The sequence below is a fragment of the Methylolobus aquaticus genome (genome assembly GCF_054172105.1).
Map to the genome: position 1 here is coordinate 64,863 of NZ_JBSYXP010000008.1, position 20,234 is coordinate 85,096.

General features: G+C 64.8%; 15 protein-coding genes. 4 read left to right on the plus strand and 11 right to left on the minus strand.

Annotated elements, in window-relative coordinates; all coding sequences use genetic code 11:
- Nucleotides 1-8: 8 nt before the first annotated feature.
- Genes ACW73L_RS12265 through ACW73L_RS12280 form a run of 4 tightly spaced genes read right to left on the minus strand, consistent with a single transcriptional unit; the run spans nt 9 to nt 6,581 of the window.
- Nucleotides 9-2,468 (minus strand): hypothetical protein, encoded by a 2,460-nt coding sequence (locus tag ACW73L_RS12265; RefSeq protein ID WP_498922346.1) that lies wholly within the window; start codon nt 2,466-2,468, stop codon nt 9-11.
- Nucleotides 2,469-2,504: 36 nt separating this feature from the next.
- On the minus strand, nt 2,505-3,566 hold the full coding sequence (locus tag ACW73L_RS12270; protein ID WP_498922347.1) for a polyprenyl synthetase family protein: 1,062 nt from the start codon (nt 3,564-3,566) through the stop codon (nt 2,505-2,507).
- Nucleotides 3,563-4,393, minus strand: coding sequence for a hypothetical protein (locus tag ACW73L_RS12275; RefSeq protein ID WP_498922349.1), 831 nt, complete (start codon nt 4,391-4,393; stop codon nt 3,563-3,565). The genes ACW73L_RS12270 and ACW73L_RS12275 overlap by 4 nt, the downstream gene beginning before the upstream one ends.
- A complete protein-coding gene (locus tag ACW73L_RS12280) occupies nt 4,374-6,581 on the minus strand; it encodes an FAD-dependent oxidoreductase (protein WP_498922350.1) in 2,208 nt (735 codons plus the stop codon). The genes ACW73L_RS12275 and ACW73L_RS12280 overlap by 20 nt, the downstream gene beginning before the upstream one ends.
- A 469-nt stretch (nt 6,582-7,050) precedes the next feature.
- On the opposite strand from ACW73L_RS12280, the gene ACW73L_RS12285 reads away from it, so the two are divergent.
- On the plus strand, nt 7,051-8,430 hold the full coding sequence (locus tag ACW73L_RS12285; protein WP_498922352.1) for an OmpP1/FadL family transporter: 1,380 nt from the start codon (nt 7,051-7,053) through the stop codon (nt 8,428-8,430).
- A 221-nt stretch (nt 8,431-8,651) separates the two neighbouring features.
- Here ACW73L_RS12285 and ACW73L_RS12290 read toward each other — a convergent pair whose 3' ends face one another.
- From ACW73L_RS12290 to ACW73L_RS12310, 5 genes are all read right to left on the minus strand, one after another.
- Nucleotides 8,652-9,134: a hypothetical protein gene (locus ACW73L_RS12290; protein ID WP_498922353.1), complete on the minus strand. Its 483-nt coding sequence runs from the start codon at nt 9,132-9,134 to the stop codon at nt 8,652-8,654.
- A gap of 210 nt (nt 9,135-9,344) precedes the next feature.
- Nucleotides 9,345-10,205 carry an RNA polymerase sigma factor RpoH gene (gene rpoH, locus ACW73L_RS12295; protein ID WP_498922354.1) on the minus strand — a complete coding sequence of 287 codons (861 nt, stop codon included), beginning with the start codon at nt 10,203-10,205 and terminating at the stop codon, nt 9,345-9,347.
- Nucleotides 10,206-10,305: 100 nt separating this feature from the next.
- Nucleotides 10,306-12,306: a signal recognition particle-docking protein FtsY gene (ftsY, locus tag ACW73L_RS12300; protein WP_498922355.1), complete on the minus strand. Its 2,001-nt coding sequence runs from the start codon at nt 12,304-12,306 to the stop codon at nt 10,306-10,308.
- Between the two features lie 175 nt (nt 12,307-12,481).
- Nucleotides 12,482-13,081 carry a redox-active disulfide-containing membrane protein gene (locus ACW73L_RS12305; RefSeq protein ID WP_498922356.1) on the minus strand — a complete coding sequence of 200 codons (600 nt, stop codon included), beginning with the start codon at nt 13,079-13,081 and terminating at the stop codon, nt 12,482-12,484.
- 34 nt (nt 13,082-13,115) lie between these two features.
- Nucleotides 13,116-13,862, minus strand: a complete 747-nt coding sequence (locus tag ACW73L_RS12310) for an SURF1 family protein (RefSeq protein WP_498922357.1) — start codon at nt 13,860-13,862, stop codon at nt 13,116-13,118.
- Nucleotides 13,863-13,934: 72 nt separating this feature from the next.
- Between ACW73L_RS12310 and ACW73L_RS12315 the strand changes: the two genes are divergently transcribed.
- Together ACW73L_RS12315 and ACW73L_RS12320 are read left to right on the plus strand one after the other, a co-directional pair.
- Complete coding sequence (locus ACW73L_RS12315; protein ID WP_498922358.1) at nt 13,935-14,198, plus strand: twin transmembrane helix small protein; 264 nt, start codon at nt 13,935-13,937, stop codon at nt 14,196-14,198.
- A gap of 56 nt (nt 14,199-14,254) precedes the next feature.
- Complete coding sequence (locus ACW73L_RS12320) at nt 14,255-15,016, plus strand: GGDEF domain-containing protein (protein WP_498922360.1); 762 nt, start codon at nt 14,255-14,257, stop codon at nt 15,014-15,016.
- Here the strand turns inward: ACW73L_RS12320 and ACW73L_RS12325 are convergent.
- Entirely contained in the window at nt 14,922-15,824 is a 903-nt protein-coding gene (locus ACW73L_RS12325; protein WP_498922362.1) for a DNA-formamidopyrimidine glycosylase family protein, read from the minus strand. The two genes, ACW73L_RS12320 and ACW73L_RS12325, sit on opposite strands and share 95 nt — an antisense overlap.
- A 495-nt stretch (nt 15,825-16,319) precedes the next feature.
- Between ACW73L_RS12325 and zwf the strand changes: the two genes are divergently transcribed.
- Nucleotides 16,320-17,786: a glucose-6-phosphate dehydrogenase gene (gene zwf, locus ACW73L_RS12330; protein WP_498922364.1), complete on the plus strand. Its 1,467-nt coding sequence runs from the start codon at nt 16,320-16,322 to the stop codon at nt 17,784-17,786.
- 97 nt (nt 17,787-17,883) lie between these two features.
- On the opposite strand, the gene glgB is transcribed toward zwf, so the two are convergent.
- Complete coding sequence (gene glgB, locus ACW73L_RS12335; protein ID WP_498922365.1) at nt 17,884-20,118, minus strand: 1,4-alpha-glucan branching protein GlgB; 2,235 nt, start codon at nt 20,116-20,118, stop codon at nt 17,884-17,886.
- Nucleotides 20,119-20,234 lie beyond the last annotated feature (116 nt).

Below are 20,234 nucleotides of genomic sequence, written 5' to 3' on the forward strand. Positions count from 1 at the left end.
CGGTTGGGTCAATCCGGGTCTCCCGGGAGCCAGCGTCCCTCATGGGTGCGCCAGCACAAGGTTCGACCGAGTTCTTCTCGCAGGTGAACGCGCAGTCGGAATGCGCCCTTGGGCTCGAGAACCTGGAACAGCCGCGGTCCTGTGTGTTCCTCGCTCTGGACCGCAAGTCCCAGGATTCGCGCGATGGGATAGGCGGGCGTCAGCGCAAGACGGATCTGGACGCCGGGCTCGATCGACACGAGTTCATAGCCTTTCTCGACGTACCAGGGCATTGCGGTCACCGCTTGATAGCAGGCACGACCGACCTGCCGCGCATCGCGGTACTGCTTCAGGTTGTAGCGCATCAGAGACGGTCGGCCTGGGCTCTTCCGGGAGCGTGCCGCCGGATCGGGCGCGAGTGCCAGCCAATCGGGCAGCGGAATGCCGGATTGGGTAGAGGCGCCGCGCCGGGCTTTTTCCGGCGGGGGCGTTGCACTCGTCTCGTTTGCCCGGCTGACCTGGCAGATCTCGATCAAGGTGTCCCGCTCGGCTTCCTGCCCCATGAAGAACGCGGGAAACATGTCGGTCGAAACGGTCAGCAGCGGGCGCAGGTTCTCGGCATCGTCGCTGGCGGTGAACCGTGACCCGGCCGCGGCGTCGATTTCGGCATAGATCGTCGATCGCCCGTTGATCTCCCGGTCCGAGATCACGGCGCGGCTGCGGTTCGCGAACGCGAAGGGGGTCACGAGGCCCGTGTCCTTCAGGGCCCACTGCGACGCGGCTCCCGCCGCTCGCTGGTAGTGCTTGACGGGAATGGCGAACGACACATCCTTGTCGGCCCACCACCCGATGTCGTTCGACTCGGACCACATACCACCCCCCTTGGGCCCGAGCGTCGAAACCAGCACGTAGACCTGCGTGCCGGTCGCTTCGAAGCGGTGCTCGCCGTGCGACTCGTCGCTCCCGAGTGGAACGTTCAGATAGCCGTTGACGAACTCCTGGAGCGTCGACGGATCGGCGTCGAGCGGAAATACCTGAAGCGTCAGGTCGGGAAACTCGAAGGGACCCGAGACGGCCTGGGTGCCCGCGCCCTGCAGCGTGTTGTAGAGCAGAAAACCGGTCGCGGCTTTGGCCGCCTTGCCGGCGGTCGAAGGATCTGACGCAGGTCGGGGGGCCGCCGGTTCAGTCGTCTCCGTGGCCGGTGCCGGCGCATCGGTCTGCCAGTCGGTGCAAGGCGCATCCGGATGCGCGCACTGCGCCCGCCAGCACAGGGTTTCGCCCGTCCCGTACCTGAGGTCGACGTCGGTCCAGAAGGGAAACGTCGGTTTCAGAATATCCACGGTGTTCCCGCCGTTGGCTTCGCTGCGGTGGACCTGCAAACCCAGGCAGTCGACGATGGGTTGCGCCGCATAGCGGTGGATGCGGATGGCATAGCCGCCGGAAGGGTCTCCGCGCAGCAGGTTGTAGTCGCCCAGCAGGCCACAGCGATTGACGCGGTCGATGCTCATGCGCGAACTCACCACGGCCTGGTAGCAGGCCTGGGTGGGATCGCCGGTGTCGCGAAACTGTTTCAGCGTGATCATGTCGACGCCGAGGCCGGTGGCGTCCGGGGCGTCGAGCCGGTTCCACCCGAGCAACGGCTGCAGCCAGCCACCGACCTGCTGCGGCAGAAAGCTCAGTAGATTGCGGCCCGCCACCCGGCACATGGGCCCCAGTGCGGCCTTGTCCCAGCCATGTCGATAGCCGCGAGCCTTGGCGCGCACCAGCATGTCGGCGGCCTCTTCCATCAGGCCGAATGCGTTGCGTGCGCTGCCGGCCAGGACCGACAAGGGATTCCACGGGTTGTCGGGATCGGGTGGAATTTCCGTGAAGCGGGGAACCGAGTCGCGGTCGACCTGCAGCAACTCGCGCATGTGCTCGTCGCCGCCGTCGTACAGGTCGGCGATGATGGGCGTGCGCAGCGAGAACAGCCGTGTCGGTGCGCGCGGGTTGGTGGCCCACAGCGGCACGTCGGCGCTGACTTCGGCAAGGACCTTCGGCCAGCCGTAGACTTCCCGCCCGGTGCTCAGAGACAGCGCATCGTCGACGAAAATGAACGGTGAGACGCAGGCCCAGTCCACGAACCGCCAGGGGCCGTTGGCCTCGTCGCGCACCCAGCGTTCGAGCGGCACCGTGAACGTGACTTCACGTTGTGCGACCCAGCCGAAGTTCTGCGCGCGCGCCGACGCGGCGGACATGCTGCCGTAATTGATGACCATCATGTACACGTACGGCAGCGATGGCCGGAAGTGCACCAACCTGTCGGGGATGTCGAGGTTCAGGTACTGGTCGCAGAACGTGTACAGGCGGCCGATGTTGGCCCTGATCGGAAAGACCCGCGAAGTCACCTCGCGGAACAGGAAAGGCGGGCATGAAGCCAGATCCGCCAGCTCGGTCGGGCCGTTGACTTCGTTGTAGCGTGGTTTGCTGCCGCACGAATGCGCTGTCATGTCGTTTCCCCCTTGATCGATCGGGTGCCACCCCGGTCAGGGTGCGGAGCCCGAGGTGCGTTCGAAGACCCAGGTGACCAGGCCGCGAATGAACTGCTTGTCCCGCGAGTCGGGAAGATTCCGGTAGATTTCGGAGTACTCGTGCAAGGCGGCGCCGGCCAGGCCGTGCGCGATCCCGCGCGCGTACTTCACCGAGCCGTAGTGGTCCATCCGCTCCCGGATCCAGCCGACCTGTTCGGCCGTGCGCTGCTCCCGCGGCAGCGCCAGCATGGCCTCCATGCGGCAGCGTTCGACGGCGGTGGCCTTGCGGAGCAGATGGTTCAGCATCAGGGTCCGCTTGCCTTCCCAGATGTCGCCGTCCGGCTCCTTGCCGTACCGCGTGTCCGCTCCGAGGTTCAGCAAGTCGTCCTGGATCTGGAAGGTGGCCCCCAGAAAGAAGCCGAAGCGTATGAAGGGTTCGAGCTTCATCCGGCCGCGAGTGCCGATCAGCGCGCCGACCCGGCTCGGGTGGATGATTGCGAGCCAGCAGGTCTTCTTCAGGACCATCGTCAGATAGTCCTCGTCGGTCAGGTCAGTGGCATTGTCGCGCCGCCAGCCGAGTTCGAGTGCCTGACCCTCGGCGCTCTCCCAGGCCATGCGCTCCGTTTCGCGGAAGATTTCCATGGCCAGGCCCGGACCGATCCGGTGGATGTTGTCCAGCAGCGGTCGCAAGCTCAGCAGGCACAGCGAATCGCCCGCGTTCAGGGCGAGCGGAATGCCATGCAGCGCATGCAGCGTCGGACGTCCGCGCCGCTCCTCGCTGGCGTCCTCGATATCGTCGTGGATCAGCAGTGCGTTGTGCAGCAATTCGATCGAAGCCGCCGAACAAAGCGCGTCCTCGACGCGCGCGCCGAAGGCCCGGGCCGTGGCCACGCACAGACTGGAGCGCATCATCTTGCCGCTGCGCAGCGGATAGTCGGCGATCAGGTCGTAGAGGTAGGCCTGCGGTTCGCCGGCGGGCAGATAGTCCAGCAGCGCCTGCTGCGTCAGCGTGCCATATTCCGCGAGTACCTCGGGGATCAGGCGCGGTGTACTGACCGTGGCCGGTTGCGGCGTCACGGCACCGATGGCTCCGCCGCGACACGCACCGTCAGTGTGCCGGCCGGATCATTGGTCTCGGCGTCGACGACCACGCCGCTGTAAAGGCCGGGAGCTTGACGATCGGGAATGCGGACATCGAGCACGAGCGCGCCGTGAGCCGGCTCGAAGCGCAGCGCGACGGCCGTCAACGGCGGTGCGTCGGGTCCGGGCGCGTGCAGCGCGTGCACCCGCAGCGCCGTCGTGCGCATCTGGGGATCCAGCCGCAGATCGATACGCGCGTGTTGCCGGGACAACACTTCGACGACGACCCGAGTGGCCGGGCCGACCGGGTTCGCGCGGGCGTCGCCCAGCTGATCGGCGTCGCCGCGGGACGCCGGCTGAACCGCCCTGGCCAGGCCGCGCAGCAGGGCCGGACTTTTGGTCAGGGTTCCCAAGGCATCGAAACACAAGCTCCCGAGATCCTGGTACACGCGCTGGGCCTGTTCGATGAAGGCGTCGAGCTCGCCGTCGCCGTCCCCCGGTTCCGTGCGGGTCTGACGAAGTTGCCGCGCAGCTCGCTGACCCTTCAGGATGTGCTCCTCGATCACCTTGTAGCCGAGATGAACGCCGTGCGTGATGACGTCATCCAGTGTCTCCGCCACCGACTCGCTCTGTTCGGCGGTAGCATCCGGATCGGGAGCTCCCTCGTCCCAGGAGTGGGAGTCGCGAAAATAGGTCGTGGCATTGCGGATGGGACCGCTGCGCTTCGGGTCTTCGCGTTTAAGGCGCTCCCGCTTGGCGCTGCGGGGAGTGTCAGGGGAGTCCACGGGCTCCTGCGGAGCCGGTTCAGGGGTGATCGTAGCCAATGATGTCCTCCAGGGCGGGGGTCTGTGCGATGGCATGCGCGGCGAGTCGGCCCGACATGACGGCAGCCTCGACGCAGCCTTCGTTGAAGCCGCAGTCGGTCCAGTCGCCGGCAATCGTCAGATTGTCGTACGTGTTGTCGAGCGGTGAGATCCGGTACTGCAGCGTGCCGGGCAGGGCCAGCACATAGCGGTCGGTCGGGTTCACGTTCGCGCGCCAGTATTGCGAATCGAAGCCGCTTGCGTCGGCAGGGCCGGCGTTGTCGTGGGTCCGGTCCGCATCCGCGAGCAGTTCCCAACGGAACTCGCCGGGTTGGCGAACGGCCCCGGGCCACAGGTGGTGGATCTCGTGGTTCAGAAAACGCACCGCGTTCGCCTTGACCTCGGCGGCGCGCCGCCGCGGATAGTCGGCATCGGCGTCGTCGGGAGGCTGGTCCGGATCCCGCAGCACGTTGCAGAAATACGCCAAGGCCTGCGGCTGCGGTTCCGGCCAGCTTTCCTCAGCGATCGCGTGTGTCATGTCGGCCCAGGTGTCGAAGGGCTTCACGAAGCTCGACAGCGTGATGGGGGGCTCTTCCCAGCCGAGCTCCGCCATCTCTTTGGTCAGCCAGATCTGGCAGGCCTGACTCGCGACCGTCTTCACCTGTGTGGTCATGTTCCGCCAGCGCTCGTCGCGTGCGACGATCTCGCGGCAGACGTGCGGAATCGCGCCGACGCTGACGCCGAGCACGACGAAGTCGAAGTCACGGGTGACTTCCACGGTTCGCTTTGCAACGTGGCGCCGGTCCCAATGCGATTCGAAATCCCAGCCCTCACGGCGCAGTGCATCTCCGTCCTCGAGTTGATCGAGATCGGCCTGCGCCGGCCAGCAGGGGACATTCTTGACGGTGACCAGCGGCTGATACTCCCCGCCGCCGCGGATTCGGGCCTGTACATCGAATTCCAGGGCCTCGACATAGGGTCGTTCGCCAGGTAGCAGCCGCGAAACGTCGCACAGCCGGACGTTTTCCAGGCGGTGGAAGAATTCGAACCGGACGCCGCGGCGTTTCAGTACTTCGTAGAACGGTGCGAAGACGACATCGCCCATGCCCGCCCGCATTTTCCAGAAGATCGATCCGCGATAGGTGAAGAACATCCGCAGGGAGCCGCGCAGCGCCTGGCCGGCGGCCAGTCCCGGTCGTTCCGGATCGCCATCCTCGTAAGCCAGCGCGAGATCGTACAATCCCCGGACGAACGAGGAATTCAGCGACCGTTCGGAAGCGCCGTTGAGTCGCAGCCATTCCCGGCACTCGTAGTCGTTGATCGCATCGAGGCCGCGCGGGTCCCACAACAGACCGAAGCGAATCACGCCGACGACGATTGCGACGACGAGATCGATGATCTCCAGCTTGCAGCGTGTCTCGTCATCGGTGGCCACCCAGCCTTCGAGTTGCAGCCTCAGGTTGCCGGCCAGGGTCTCGATGAATTGCAGCAGCAGAGGGCGGGGACAACTGCCGATGGACCGCAGGATGGCTTCGAGTACCGCGAGTGCCTCGATGACACCGACCGCGGTCGTCATCAGTCCGCCGCGCAACAGGCGCAGCACGCTTTCGGCAATCCGGTCCGCCGAAGGAACGGCGCCGAGCTTCGCGCGCGCGAGATCGGCTTCGGCCTCCTGCAGGGGAACGCCCTGTACCGGGTCGAACTTCCGGCGCGTATGCAGGCTGAGCACCAAGGAGCGCAGCAGGGCAGCAGTGCGGCCCAGGTAACTGCCGAGCGAGAAGGGGTTGTGCGCAGTCAGAGGATCGCCGGGCAAACCCTTGCCTGGGGGAAAGAACGAGGACCACAAAACCCATCCGCCCCGGCGGGCCGCTCCAGCCATGCCGACATGGGCGTCGGGAAAGAAGGCATCCCGCCAGTCGGCCAGCGGGCAGGTCTGCGGGTCGCGGTCGAGTTCCCGATAGCACTGGCGCAAGAGTCGGAACGCGTTCTCGTAGAAGCCCAGCCAGACGTGCAGGCCATGCTCTTCGATCCGGTCAGCCTTGCCGCGGCCCGAGGCGCCCTTGCCTCCGAGTCGCCACCCCAATTGGTAAACGGTCACCCGATAGCGTCCTTCCAGTTCGGGCCGAGTCAATTCGAAGGCGGTTGCCATCGCCGCGCAACCGCCGCCGACGATGGCGACCTCGATCGGCTTCGTATCCTTCAGAGGCACGGGAGCCTCCGCTCGGAGCGCAGCGGTATCGAGTTGGGCGCGAACCCTGCCCCACGGCGTGGGGCGACTGGCCCAGGTCGGACCCTGTCGGCCAAGGGGCGGGATGGAGTGCTTTCCCTGGTGCGTAGCGCCAAATCGGATGTCCTGGTCAACGGAAAAACCCATGTCCTGCCCCGATTCTGTCAAGTCGTGGCCGGCGAGGCAACCTCGAGGCACGCGATGCGCCTGTTCCGGGCCGCTTCAATCCGCCGTGGCGGCCGAGATTGTCGGCGTCCGCCTGTCTTGACAGTGGAGGTAGTGGGCGGTTAGCTTCCTCCGCCCCGTCGAGCGGTTTAGGCCACATGGTTTAGTCCGCGGGGCGCGTTTCCCTCACCGACACTCGTCAACTCAGTACAAAGGCGTTCCGGACGATGAGATCCATCAACGAGCTTCGCGTACCGGATTCGGTAAGCGCTTCGGAGGGTTCGCGTTGACTGTTCCCCGCGTTCGGCAGCGCTTCGCGCACACCCTGGCTCGCCGGCTGCCAGCCGCGATTGGCGCCGTGGTCTTCTCGGTGGGGCCGGGGACGGCGCTGGCCGATGCCTATCGGGTTCCCTATCAGGGCGCCGCAGCGGCCGGACAGGGCGAGGCGTTCTCGGCGCAGGCCGACGATCCGTCCGCAATCTACTATAACCCCGCGGGGCTTACGCAGCTGAAGGGGTGGCAGGTGTACACCGGCACGAATCTGGTTGGCGGCACCGTCGGGTTCGAAAACGCCAGAGGTCAACGAATCGATGGCGATCTGGGCGGTAGCGTCGCCGTGCCACCCCCCAGCAATCTCTACCTGACGGCGAATCTCAAGGATCTCGGCATCGATGCCTTCGGCCCGTTGTCGGTGGGTGTGGGGCTCACCGGTACCTACGGACTCATCGTCCGCTATCCGAAGAACGGTCCGTTCTCGTCGGTCGTGACGAGCGCGAAGCTTCCGTTGCTGACGATCAAGCCAACGATCGCGTACCGAGTGCACGACTGGGTGTCGTTCGGCCTCGGGCTCGACATTTATACCTTTGCGTCGTTTCTTGGCGAGGGGCATTACGAAAGCAAGCGGGCGCTGCCGGGCATCGGGGGGGATGAGGTGAACGGCAACGGTACCGGCGTCGGCTACAACGCCAGTCTGATGGTCACCCCGTTGCGCACCGCGGTGGGCAAGCCTCAGTTGAACGTCGGTTTCGTCTATCGGGGTCAGACGACTCTGCCGCTCAGTGGTCAGTATCGGCTGAACGGTGTGCATGTTGCGAATGCGAAAACGGAACTGCCCCTCCCGCAGGTCGTCACAGGGGCCGTGGCCTACTGGCCGGTACGTGATGCGGAGCACGAGTGGAAGCTCGAATATGACATGGACTTCGTTGGCTGGGATTCGTCCCGCAGCTTCGACGTCCACCTGTCCAACGGCGGTACGGCGAGTACCCCGCAGCACTGGCGCTCGATCTTCACAGCCAGTGCCGGGACCGAATTCCGGTGGCTGGCTCCGGATTTCCTGCCAGGCTGGGAAGTTGCGTTGAGGACAGGTTACCAGCGCTCAAATACGCCGGTGCCGGAGTACACGTTCACTCCGACGGTGGCCGACGCGGACTGGAACATCTTCGCCGTGGGGGTCGGGTTGCTGTGCAACGGCAATGGCTCGCTGTTTGGCCTGTCCGGCTGCGGACGCGGGGAGGGTGGTGGGCCAGGGGCTCTCGGAATCGATCTGGCTTTCCAGGCGGCCTTCTTCGAGCCGCGCACGATTGCTGTGAACCGCCAGCCCAGCGTGATCGGCCGTTACGACACCACGCTGTATATCGGATCGGTCAATTTTCGGGTGGCGTTCTGAGGCCGTCCAGCCGGTCTGACGGGAATGAGCGATAACCTTGTCGGTTATTGGTCTTTCGGGGCCAGATCGGGCTGATTAGATCGGGGCTGCTCCTGGCGCGACGCAGTACCGGCTTGCCAGGGCGCGGAAGGCGTTCGATCAGGCGGCGCTCCGCCGCGAAGACGGAACGCCGTTGCCGTCACCGGATCGAGCCCCGGAGGCCGGGGCTAGCCCGAGCGAGGTCAGGATGCGGTACTGGCGCAGGCCTGATAGTCGCAGATCAGTTGATGCAGCTTGGTGCTGTCACCGGCACACTCTTCCAGCCGGCTTGCGATCAGCTGTTCGTAATGCCGACGGAGGGTCGAGTCGCTTGGCCGGGGGAAGGTCAGCGCCTCGACCATCGAGGCGACATGGGTCAGGTAGTGACGACGCAGGGTTGCGTCCTGAGGAATCTGGGTGACCGGTGTTGCAGCTGCTGCGCAACAGGCACTGGCCGGGGCCGCCGCAGCGCTGTGCGATGCCGGTGCGGGCTGTGCTGCCGGCTTCGCCGGCGCGGCGTCACGCGGTGCCGCCGGCGTGCTGGCCGCCACGCGTTTGCTCGGTTCCGGTTCTGCGCGCTTGGGCGCGGCCGCAGGGTTGGTTTCCCCTGCCTTTTTTTTTCGATAGGAACTGATCGCCATCAGCAGGAACAGGATGATCACGATGATGGGCAAAATGGAAGTCATAACTCGACACGCCTCCTGATTATCTTTTTCGAATCCGACAACACGCACGCCCCACCGGAGCAGGCCCGGTGCGCAGTGCGACGGGCAGAATGCTCGCGAGGCATGGCCTTGTCAATTGGGAGGTCGGCCCGCACCGTTTCGGGGACGGTCCGGATCGAAAGTGATGCCCTGGCGCCGGCGTTGTTTCCGGCGCCTGCTGCGGGGTGGATTTCAGGCCGGGGCGCTGAGCGCCTTGCGCAACTTGGACATCGCGCTGTTCTCGAGCTGGCGTATCCGCTCGGCAGAGACGTTGTAGCGGGCCGCCAGATCGTGCAGAGTGAGCTTCTGGTCTTGCAGCCAGCGGCTTGCCAGGATGTCTCGCGACCGTTCGTCTAGCGTCTCGATGGCTGCCGACAGCCGCTTCTGCTCGTTCTCACCGTGATCCAGCGTCTCCAGAACGTCGGCCGGGTCGCCGTTCTCCTGTCTGAGGTAATGAATGGGCGCAGTCGCGTCATACTCGCCGGTGTCGTCGTCGGCACTGCCTTCCATCGCGACATCGTAGTTGTGCAGCCGGTTTTCCATTTCGTACACGTCGGCGACATCCACACCCAGCTCGCCCGCAACGGCCTGCGCTTCATCCTGATTCAACCAACCCAGACGGGTCTTCAGCCGCCGCAGATTGAAGAAGAGCTTGCGCTGTGCTTTGGTCGTGGCGACCTTGACGATGCGCCAGTTCTGGATGATGAACTCGTGAATTTCAGCTCGGATCCAGTGCACGGCAAAGGACACGACCCGCACACCCAGTGAGGGGTCGTAACGCTTTACGGCCTTCATCAGTCCGACGGTGCCTTCCTGAACGAGATCGGCAATGGGCAGTCCGTAGCCCGCATAGCCGCGAGCGATGAAGACCACGAAGCGCAGATTGGCAACGACCAGTTTCCGCGCGGCGGCGAGGTCGTTGTGATCTCTGAAACGCTCGGCGAGTTCTCGTTCCTCTTCCGCCGTCAGCCGGGGAAACCGGTTGACGAGCGCAAGGTACTCGTCGAACGATCCAACCGAAACGTTGGTGGGAAGGGAAAGCGCGTTGGTCATTTCTGCTGTGATTCCTGTTGTCTGTGTGCCGGACGGAGATGTTAGCACTCTCCCGTTTGGAGTGCTAATCCCCCGACAAGTTCAACCCGCGGCATGACGGCTAATGGAGGCGTTCCTCGAACAGTGCCGCGATGAATTTCTCGGCGTCAAAGTCCTGCAGGTCTTCGATCCCTTCGCCGATGCCGATATAGCGGATCGGAATCCCGAACTGCTTGGCCAGCGCGAAGATCACGCCGCCCTTCGCCGTGCCATCCAGTTTGGTCAGTGCGAGGCCGGTCAGACTCACGGCTTCGTTGAACTGCCGCGCCTGCGCGATCGCATTCTGGCCGGTGCCGGCGTCGAGCACCAGCAGCACCTCGTGCGGCGCCGTGGCATCGAGCTTCCCGATGATGCGTTTGATCTTGCGCAGCTCTTCCATCAGGTTGGATTTGGTATGCAGCCGGCCGGCCGTGTCCGCGATCAGCACATCGATGCCGCGGGCCTGGGCCGCCTGCACGGCGTCGTAGATGACCGAGGCCGAGTCCGATCCCGATGATTGTGCGATAACGGGTATCTCATTGCGCTCGCCCCAACGCTGCAACTGCTCGACCGCAGCGGCCCGGAAGGTGTCCCCTGCGGCCAGCATGACCGAATGCCCCTGATTTTGCAGGCGCTTGGCCAGCTTGCCGATCGTCGTGGTCTTGCCGACGCCGTTGACGCCGACGACCAGGATCACGAATGGCCGCGTCGTCGGCGGAATCGCGAGGGGCGCGCTGCACGGCGACAGAATGTCGAGCAACTGGCCGCGCAGCCGGGCATTCAACACATCCCAGTCGCGGAGTTCGTGACGTTCGAGGCTGCCGGTCAGATCGTCGATGATGGCGTCCGTGGCCGTGACGCCCAGATCGGCCATCAGCAGGCGCTCTTCGATCTCTTCGAGCAATTCGCGGTCGATGGTTTTCCGGCCCAGCGCCAGGTTGGCGAGGACACCCGTGAACCCGCCCCGGGTCTTGCCCAATTGCGAGCGCAGCCGGTCGAACAGGCTGACCGGTGCGGCCGGAGGGACGACTTCGGGGGCCGGTGCGACGACTGGTCGTGGCGGAGGCGGCTGGCGCTCTTCCGGGATGGCAGGGGTGGGCGAACGTTGCGCGACCAGGGTTGGCCGTCGCAAACGCAGGTTCACATGCAGCACGTTCAACAGCAGCACGCCCGCGACGACGCTGTGCGCGACGACCGCTGCGGCATGCAGCTTGAAGATCAGCGTGGCGATCCCCAGGGCGACCTCCGCCAGCAGCCAGAAACTGAGCCACACGCCCGTCCGGCTTAGGCCGGGAAAACGCCGGCCGGAGCTGATCCCGAGGGCGAGCGCGGTCAGCAGCAGGAACGTGCCCAGCGCGCCGATCCGATGCACCCAATGGATGGCCACGCGCCCCCCGATCGTCAGGCTGCTGGTTCCCGACGCGGCCGCGGATGCGCCGAAACCGGTCGCGTAGTCCGCCTCAGGCCACGGCTGGCCCAGACAGGTCGGGAAGTCGGGGCAGGCCAGACCGGCGAAGTTGGCACTGGTCCACGCGCCCGCCGCGATCTCGACCGCCAGCGCGAGCAGGGCCAGCCGCGCCAGTCCGCGCTGGCCGAGGCCGACCCCGAAGGTTTTCAGGCCGCCCGGCGTCGCGCTCAGATAGGCGCTGTACAACAGCGCCAGCAGCGTGAATCCGAGCAGCAGATGCGCGGTCACCACCAGTGGCAACAGCCGCAATTCGATCAGCCAGAAGCTCAGCGCGCCCTGCAGAATGACGACCCCGAGGCTCGTCAGGGTCAGTATCGCCGTGCGGAGCCGATTTTCGCGGAGCCGCCAGACGGCCAGCGCCAGCACCAGGATCGCGACGGCGACGACCGCCGACAGATAGCGGTGACCCATGGCGATACCAGTCTCGAGCGCGGCCGCCTTGGCCTCGCCGGAACCCATCCCCATGGCAGGCGGAGGCGCGGTGCCCAGTACACCGGCGGTGCAACTCGGCCAGTCGGGACAGGCAAGGCCGGCGCCCGATACGCGAACATAGGTACCCAAGGCGATGGTGCAGAGCGCCAGCAGGATGGTGATCAGCGTGAGCTTTCTAAACATGGCGAAGGTCGGGTGGTGCGGTTACGTCACGAGTGTGACTGCATGCCGTCAGCGTATCGCTGCGGGTGATCCGTGCGGCAATCGGTGTGCGGGCAACCGCTAGTCGTGACGGCAGCATGGACTCGTTTGGGGTTGGGTGGAAAAAATCGGCGGGTCCGCGGCGCGGGAGCCGCACTCAGCCGATTTGCGAATAGCGCAGCAGATGCTTCAAATCCCTGAGCACGCCGTGGGGATCGAAATCGGGTGCGTACCACATCATCACGTTGGCGAAGGGGTCGATCAGGATCACGGTCCCATCGTCCGGCTCATGGCCGACGATCGCGGTGAGTTTCTTTCGCAGTTCGTCAGGCAGGCCGCCGTACTGGAGATCGGTGTCCTCCTGCAGACCCTCGACCGGCTTGCGGTTCGGCACGGCTGTCAGCAGCAGGCGCCGCACGCGGACGATGTCCTTATTGAGCAGCAGGCGAATCTGGCGCGTCATCTGCAGGCTGTTCTGGCAGGGGATGCCGCAACCGGAGGGACCCTCCACCTGAAGTAGAATCCAACGGCCCTTGAGTGCATCCAGCGGCGCGGCGTCGGGACCGACCGGGCGCAGCAGGTCGGAGTAGGCTACCGGCTGGGCGGGCACGATCAGGTTTCCATAGTTGCTGCGCCCGGATACCCACTGCGGATTCTGAAAATAGAGCCACGCCAGCAGGAACGGAATTAGCGAGATCAGCGCGATAAGCAGCAGCATCAGCCGGTTGCGACGCTGCGGGGTTGATTCGGTGGCCACTGGGAGGGATTCGCTCCGTCTTTACTCGGGTCTGCTACACCGCTTCTCGATCGCTGCGGCTATTGTTGCGGCGCAGCCCATGCCACAGGAACAGGATCGTGAGAACCGCGGCAAAGGCAAACCATTGCAGCGCATAACCCCGATTTCTTCCCGGGTCTACGCTAGCCGGCTTCCAGTCGCGGACATAGCCCTGCGGTTCGGCGGGCGACAATAATACCTGATACGGAAGAATCGAGTAGCCGAGGCGTTCCGACAATGCCGCCGGCTCGGCGACCAGCGTAACGGCCGGCCAGCCGGGCGCCGGAATCTCGGCGCCGGAGAGGTGCCAGGCCACTTCCGGAAACTTGTCGGCGATGCCGTGCAGCGTCACGCTCACGGGCGCAAGGTCGATCGGCGGCAGCCGCGTTCTGTCCGGACCGACGCCGATCCAACCCCGGTTCACGAGGACGGCCTGATCGCCTGGCCCATCCAGTTTCAGCGGCGTCAGCACATGGTAGCCGGCGTGGCCTTGGTGGATCTGATTGTCGAGCAGGAATTGATGGTCCGCATCGTAAGTGCCCCGCACGACGACCGGGCGATAGCGGATCTCATCCAGCGGCGGGGCCGGTGCGTCGATGACCCACTCAGCGCCCCCGAGTCGTGCGTCCCGCAAGGACAACAGCGCTTCCTTGGCCGCGGCGCGGTCGAGCTGCCAGTTGCCGAGGGCCACGAAGGTCGGTACCAGCAGGGTGACGGCAAAGGCGGCGCCCCATCCCGGTTTGAAGCTATAATCGACGTTCATTGCAGTGGCAGGCCCTCGGGTCTCGTCGTCGTCATTTCTTGATGTCCCCTGGGGACGCGGTGGCCGGAGTTCATGCAAACCCTGATCGTCCTCGTGCTGCTGATCATCGTCGGAAGTCTCGGCTCGGCGCTCTATTATCTGCTGAAAGACCGCGGCCGTTCGCCGCGGACGGTCAAGGCCCTGACCTTCCGCATTGGACTGTCGATCACGCTGTTCGTGCTGCTGCTGCTCGGTTTCCAGTTCGGTCTGCTCCATCCGCACGGCCTCGCGCCGGCCCAGCGCGGTATGCCTGCGACCGGCACGGTGTCTCCCGAGGCCGGGAGTCCCGCCCGGTGAAACGCCATGCCACGTTTCGCTGTCTGGCATAACGGGCTACCGGTCCGAGTTGCGCCATGCCCGTCCCCGCCACGCCCGCGATAGACGTCCTGCTCGATCAGGCGCCCTGCGGCATTGGCTTGCGCCAACCCGGACGACTGGTATGGGCCAACGGGACGCTGCGTGATCTGCTGGGCCTTGCCACCGACGAAGCGGTGCCGGTCGGGTTTCCACCCGATACGCGTCTCGAAGCCCTGCTCGGAGACGACGAAACTTTTGCCGTCACCGATCGCGTCGGGGCCACGCGCTGGCTGAGACGCGTGCCGGCCGCGGGATCGACGGATCAGGAACGATGGGAATATTTTCTCGATGTGACGCGAGAGATCGAATTGGCGGCTGAAGTCGAGGTGCTGGAAGTACGTGACCGCGAGACAGGGGTGCTGAATCGCAAGGGCATCCTGGCGGCGCTCGAAAAGCAGCTTGCGCGCACACGCCGCTATGGCAATCCGCTCGCCGTCGCACGTCTGGAATTTCGCTCCGAGGCGTTTCCGGCGGAGTGCGCTGAGTCGGTTGCGGCCTTGATCCAGGAGTTGCGGGTACAGTTGCGATGGGTCGATGAGATCGGCCGACTGGATGCGACCCGGGTGTTGCTGGTTCTGCCCGAGACCGATCCCGCTGGCGCGCATCAGTTGCTCGAAACGCTGCAGCGGGAGCGCATCGAGCCATTGCAGCGTGATCTCGCCGTCACGACCGAGGTCGCCGTAACCGTCTGGCAGAAGGGCGACGATCAGCGTCGCTTGCTGGAACGCTTGGGCTGGCCGCCTGCGACCCGGGCTTGATCCACCCAACGCCCAAGGCGGTGTCGGGCTGACACGCCGGGCACCAATAGGTCGAGCGCCAGTCCTTGCCGCAGCGCCGATAGTGAATTGCCGATCCGCATTCGAAGCAGGGTAGCCCGGCCCGGCGGTAAACCCACAGGCGTCCGCCGGCATCGTTCTCGAACCGCGTCACGCGCGGTCCGGGCCGGAGATTACGGTCGAGCAAAACCGCCGCGTTGCGGTAGAGCGTGAGGAGTAGGGCGTCACTTACCGTGCCGAGCGGGGCGAGCGGGTGCACACGGTGCAGGAACAGGAGTTCCGATTTGTAGACGTTGCCGATGCCGCAGGCCACGCGTTGGTCGAGCAATACGTCGGTCATGAGGGTATCGGGTTCGCAGAACTCGCGGGCACGCGCCGGGATCGCGGCCAGATCGGCTTGTCGCTCGAGTAGGTCCACGCTCAACCGGGCTTTCAGCGTACGCTCGCGGATGCCGTCGGTGCGGAGGATTTCGCATTCCTTGGCGTTGAAGCAGACGTACACCGCGGCTCCGATGACCAGGGTCGCGGAAGCCTGCCGCCGCGGTTTCTGCCATGGCTCGGCCAGACTGTACCGATGCCACGATCCGTACATGCCCAGGTGAGTCCGCAGTGTGATGCCGTGCTCGAATGCGACCAGCAGATGCTTACCGCGTGCCGTCACCGAGCGGATGCGCCGACCGCTCAGCTCGGCACCATCTGCGGTCTTGAGCTCTACCCGTTGGGGGGCTTGTCCCACCCAGTGGGGTGCCAGGGCCGCGGCCAGCTTGTGGATCGTGTCGCCTTCGGGCATTCAGGCTCGGTCTAGACGATGGGGCGGGCAGAAAGCGATGGTAGCGACTGGCTGCAGCGAATGGAACGCTCTAACATGCAGGCTGACCCGGCTTTTGAATTTGGAGAAATGCTCGGCGCTTCCGCACCAAATCGGGCAGCTTTCGTGAGTGCGATCCCACTCCCGCAATTTTCTGTCCGGCCGCCGTTTCGGAGCACATGCCGCTTTGACCGCAGAGGTCGCTCTGAATCGTCCGCCTTGCCCGGTTTGCCGCGACCGTCAGTCAGGCGGGGCATCGCCCGCCCAAGGCGGCTGCCGGATGGTCAGACGGTGCGTAATGTGCCGCGCTTCGTGCTGCCCAGTTCCTAACACCAGTATGACAGGACATGGTTGCTCGCCGAATTCGGGGTTTATCCGCCGGACCATGGATTTGCCCTGCGCTTTCGCGACCGCCGGATCGGTATTCCGCGCGCAGCCCGACTCTTCGACCCGCCACCAGACCTAAGGACCAACCCAATGGCAAAAGATACTCCGACGACGATCGTGATCTTTGGCGCATCCGGCGACCTGACCAAACGCAAGTTGATGCCGTCCCTGTTCAACCTGTACTTGAAGGATCGATTGCCGAAGAACTTTCGCATCGTCGGTTTCGGCGGTACTGCGTTCACGGACGAGGCCTTTCGTGAGCAGTTGCTGGCCGGGGCGCGCCAGTTCGCCACCTATACGTTCACCGACGAGCAATGGACGGCTTTCGCCGCCGGTCTGCACTATCTGAGCGGAAAGTACACCGAGGCCCCCGACCTCCAGCGTCTCGACGAACTGATCTCCGGTTGGGAAAGCGGTAACGCCAGTCGGCTGTACTACTTGGCGGTGCCGCCAAAGCTGTTTCCGGTCATCATCTCGAACCTGGATGCGACCAACCAGCTCAGCGAGGATGCCGGTTGGCGCCGGGTCGTCCTCGAGAAACCCTTCGGCACCGATCTCGCGTCTGCGGTCGAACTGAACGAGCAGGTCCACAAGGCGCTGCACGAGAACCAGATCTTCCGGATCGATCACTATCTGGGCAAGGAAACCATCCAGAACATCCTGTTCACCCGTTTCGCCAACACCATCTTCGAGCCGATCTGGAATCGCACGTACATCGATCATGTACAGATCACGGTGTCGGAGCAGGTTGGGCTGGAACACCGGGCCGGTTTTTACGACGGGGTGGGTGTGCTTCGGGACATGTTCCAGAACCACCTGATGCAGTTGCTGATGCTGGTGGCGATGGAACCGCCGGCCTCGTTCGAGGCCGGGCACCTGCGGAACGAGAAGGTCAAGGTGCTCAGCGCGATCAAGCCGATGACGCCCGAGCAGGTCGCGGCGAACACCGTCCGGGCACAGTATCGCGGGTATCGCGAGGAGCCCGACGTCAAGCCGAACTCGTCGACGGCCACGTTCGGCGCGATCCGGCTGTTCATCAACAACTGGCGCTGGCAGGGCGTGCCGTTCTATCTGCGCTCCGGCAAGTCTCTGGCCGAGAAGAAAAGCCACATCATCATCCGCTTCAAGGAGCCGCCGCTGTCGATGTTCCCGATGCAGACGCTGAAGCCGAACATGCTCGTGTTATACCTGCAGCCGGACGAAGGCGTGCATCTGCGGTTCGAGGTCAAGGCCCCCGATACGGTTGCGGAATCGCGGTCGGTCGATATGGAGTTCCGCTATGCCGAGGCCTTCGGGCAGAGCGCGATCCCGGAGTCCTACGAGCGCTTGCTCCTCGACGCGATTCAGGGCGACGCTTCGCTGTTCACGCGGGGCGATGAGGTCGAGGCTTCCTGGACGCTGATCGAGCCCATTCTGGAGGCCTGGGAAAAGCGTCAGTCCCCGCCGCTGGCGACTTACCGCCCCGGCACGTGGGGGCCGGTGGAAGCCGACTCGCTGCTGGCTCGCGACGGGCGCTGGTGGATGCACGACGAAGCGGAACTGATGCTGGAGCGCTAAGCGACCGACTCACCGCTGCAGCGAGACGTGCGACGGTATTCCGCAGTACCCCGGATCGGCGGGTGATGCCGACGATCCGGGGCGCGGGCCGCGCGTATCAGTCCTCGGCCGTTTCAGTCGAGACGAGGGCGGCTGCGGTTGTCGTCGCCTGAACGACGGTCGGAGGGATGGTCTTCAGCACGATGCCGCCCAGCGGTGGCAAGGTGATCACCAGCGAGTAAGGCTGCCCCATCCAGGGCCGCTCTTCGGCGATCAGTTCGCGCGCGCCATTGCCCATGCCGCTGCCGCCGTAGACACCGGCATCCGAGTTGACGATTTCCCGATAACGGCCGGCGGCAGGCACGCCAATGCGGTAGTCGCTCCGCGGCGTCGGGGTGAAATTCAGCCCCACGGCGACGAACTCATCGTCCGACCGGCGAAGGTAGGTCAACACGGAATTCTGCGCGTCGTGGCAGTCGATCCACTGGAAGCCGGAACCGTCGAAATCCCAGTAATTCAGGGCGCGCTCGGAGCGGTAGATCACGTTCAGGTCGCGCACCAGGGTTTCGACCCCTTGATGCGGTGCATAGTCGCGCACGTACCAGTCGAGCACGGCGGTGCTGTCCCACTCGCGACCCTGGGCGAACTCGCTGCCCATGAACAGCAGCTTCTTGCCCGGGTGCGTGAACATGTACACGTACAACAACCGGAGATTCGCGAAGCGCTGCCACTCGTCCCCGGGCATCTTGTACAGCATCGAATGCTTGCCGTGCGCGACTTCGTCGTGTGAGAACGGCAGCAGGAAGTTCTCGGTGAACGCATAGAGCATGCTGAAGCTCAGCTCGCCCTGATGGTACTGGCGATAGATCGGATTCTTCTCCATGTACCGCAGCGTGTCGTTCATCCACCCCATGTTCCACTTGAGGTCGAAGCCCAGCCCGCCGAGGTAGGTGGGACGCGTCACCTGCGGCCAGGAGGTGGATTCCTCGGCCATGATCAGCGCGCCGGGAACCTGGGAGTGCGTGACTTCGTTGAGTTCGCGCATGAACTCGATTGCCTCGAGGTTCTCGCGTCCGCCGTGGCGGTTGGGGATCCATTCGCCTTCGTTGCGTGAGTAGTCGAGGTAAAGCATCGACGCGACCGCATCCACGCGCAGACCGTCGATGTGGAACTCCTCCAGCCAGAACAGCGCGCTGGAAATCAGGAAGTTCTTCACCTCGTAGCGGCCGAAATTGAAGATCAGCGTGGACCAGTCGAGGTGTTCCCCCAGGCGCGGGTCTTCATGCTCGTACAGTGCGGTCCCGTCGAAACGGCCCAGGCCATGCGCATCCTTGGGGAAATGCGCGGGCACCCAGTCCAGGATCACGCCGATCCCGTTGCGGTGGCAGTGATCGACGAACCAGCGGAAATCGTCCGGCGTGCCGAAACGGCTGGTCGGCGCATAGTAGCCGGTCGTCTGGTAGCCCCAGGACTTGTCGTAGGGGTGCTCGGTCACCGGCATCAGCTCGATATGCGTGAACCCGAGTCGGAGAGCGTGGTCGACCAACATCGGCGCGAGTTCGCGGTAGTTCAACAGTTCGCCTTCCGGGCCTCGCTGCCACGAGCCGAGATGTACCTCGTAGATCGACATCGGTTCGTGCTGCCAGTCGAACGCGGCGCGCTTTTCCAGCCATAGCGTGTCGCTCCAGGCGAAGGTGCTCGGCGGCTCGACAATGGAGGCGGTCTTGGGCCGTAGTTCGAAGCGCCGGCCATAAGGGTCGGCCTTGAGCTGAATGCTGCCATCCTTGCCGCGAATCTCGTACTTGTAGACGATGCCGGTCGGCAGGTCCGGGATGAAAAGCTCCCACACGCCGTTGCCGTGCACGCGCATCGGGTGAGCACGGCCATCCCAGCGGTTGAAATCACCGACGACGCTGGCGCGCTCGGCGCTGGGCGCCCAAACCGAGAACAGCACGCCGGCCACGCCGTCGCACTCGTGCACACGCGCGCCGAGCAGCCGGTGGGCATGCCAATGCTTCCCCTGGCCGAACAGGTGCAGGTCGAAGTCGGGCAACTGCGGCGGATAGCAGTAGGGGTCGTGTCCGATATGTTCCCGCCGCTGATCATCCCGCCAGATGAAGCGATAGCGCGCCGGCAGGTCGCTGCTCTTGCCGCGCCATTCGAAGATGGCGGTGCCCTCCAGGCGCTCCAGGCGATGGCCGCCCTCGGCAATCGTCACTTCCTCGGCATGGGGTAGGAAAGCCCTGACGAGAACGCCTTTCTTGTCATCCTGCCGTCCCAGAATCGAGAAAGGATCGCTGTGCCGGGCCTCGACCAGTTTCTGCAACTCGGCAGAGAGTTTCTTGGAATTCATGATGCGCCATCTCGTAGTGGGTTCTGGAATCCGGTCCGCGGCCACTGCGCCGCGCCGCGCGCGGGCGGGGCCTTGCCCCTGTGAGTTCGGATGCGGGCATTCTACAGCCTGCCGTC

Bases quoted from the DNA above. Each gene is read 5' to 3' on its own strand.
- ACW73L_RS12265 (WP_498922346.1), bottom strand. From the start codon at position 2,468: ATGACAGCGCATTCGTGCGGCAGCAAACCACGCTACAACGAAGTCAAC.
- rpoH (WP_498922354.1), bottom strand. From the start codon at position 10,205: ATGACCAACGCGCTTTCCCTTCCCACCAACGTTTCGGTTGGATCGTTC.
- ACW73L_RS12320 (WP_498922360.1), top strand. From the start codon at position 14,255: ATGCCCGTCCCCGCCACGCCCGCGATAGACGTCCTGCTCGATCAGGCG.
- ftsY (WP_498922355.1), bottom strand. From the start codon at position 12,306: ATGTTTAGAAAGCTCACGCTGATCACCATCCTGCTGGCGCTCTGCACC.
- ACW73L_RS12310 (WP_498922357.1), bottom strand. From the start codon at position 13,862: ATGAACGTCGATTATAGCTTCAAACCGGGATGGGGCGCCGCCTTTGCC.
- ACW73L_RS12325 (WP_498922362.1), bottom strand. From the start codon at position 15,824: ATGCCCGAAGGCGACACGATCCACAAGCTGGCCGCGGCCCTGGCACCC.
- glgB (WP_498922365.1), bottom strand. From the start codon at position 20,118: ATGAATTCCAAGAAACTCTCTGCCGAGTTGCAGAAACTGGTCGAGGCC.
- ACW73L_RS12315 (WP_498922358.1), top strand. From the start codon at position 13,935: ATGCAAACCCTGATCGTCCTCGTGCTGCTGATCATCGTCGGAAGTCTC.
- ACW73L_RS12290 (WP_498922353.1), bottom strand. From the start codon at position 9,134: ATGACTTCCATTTTGCCCATCATCGTGATCATCCTGTTCCTGCTGATG.
- zwf (WP_498922364.1), top strand. From the start codon at position 16,320: ATGGCAAAAGATACTCCGACGACGATCGTGATCTTTGGCGCATCCGGC.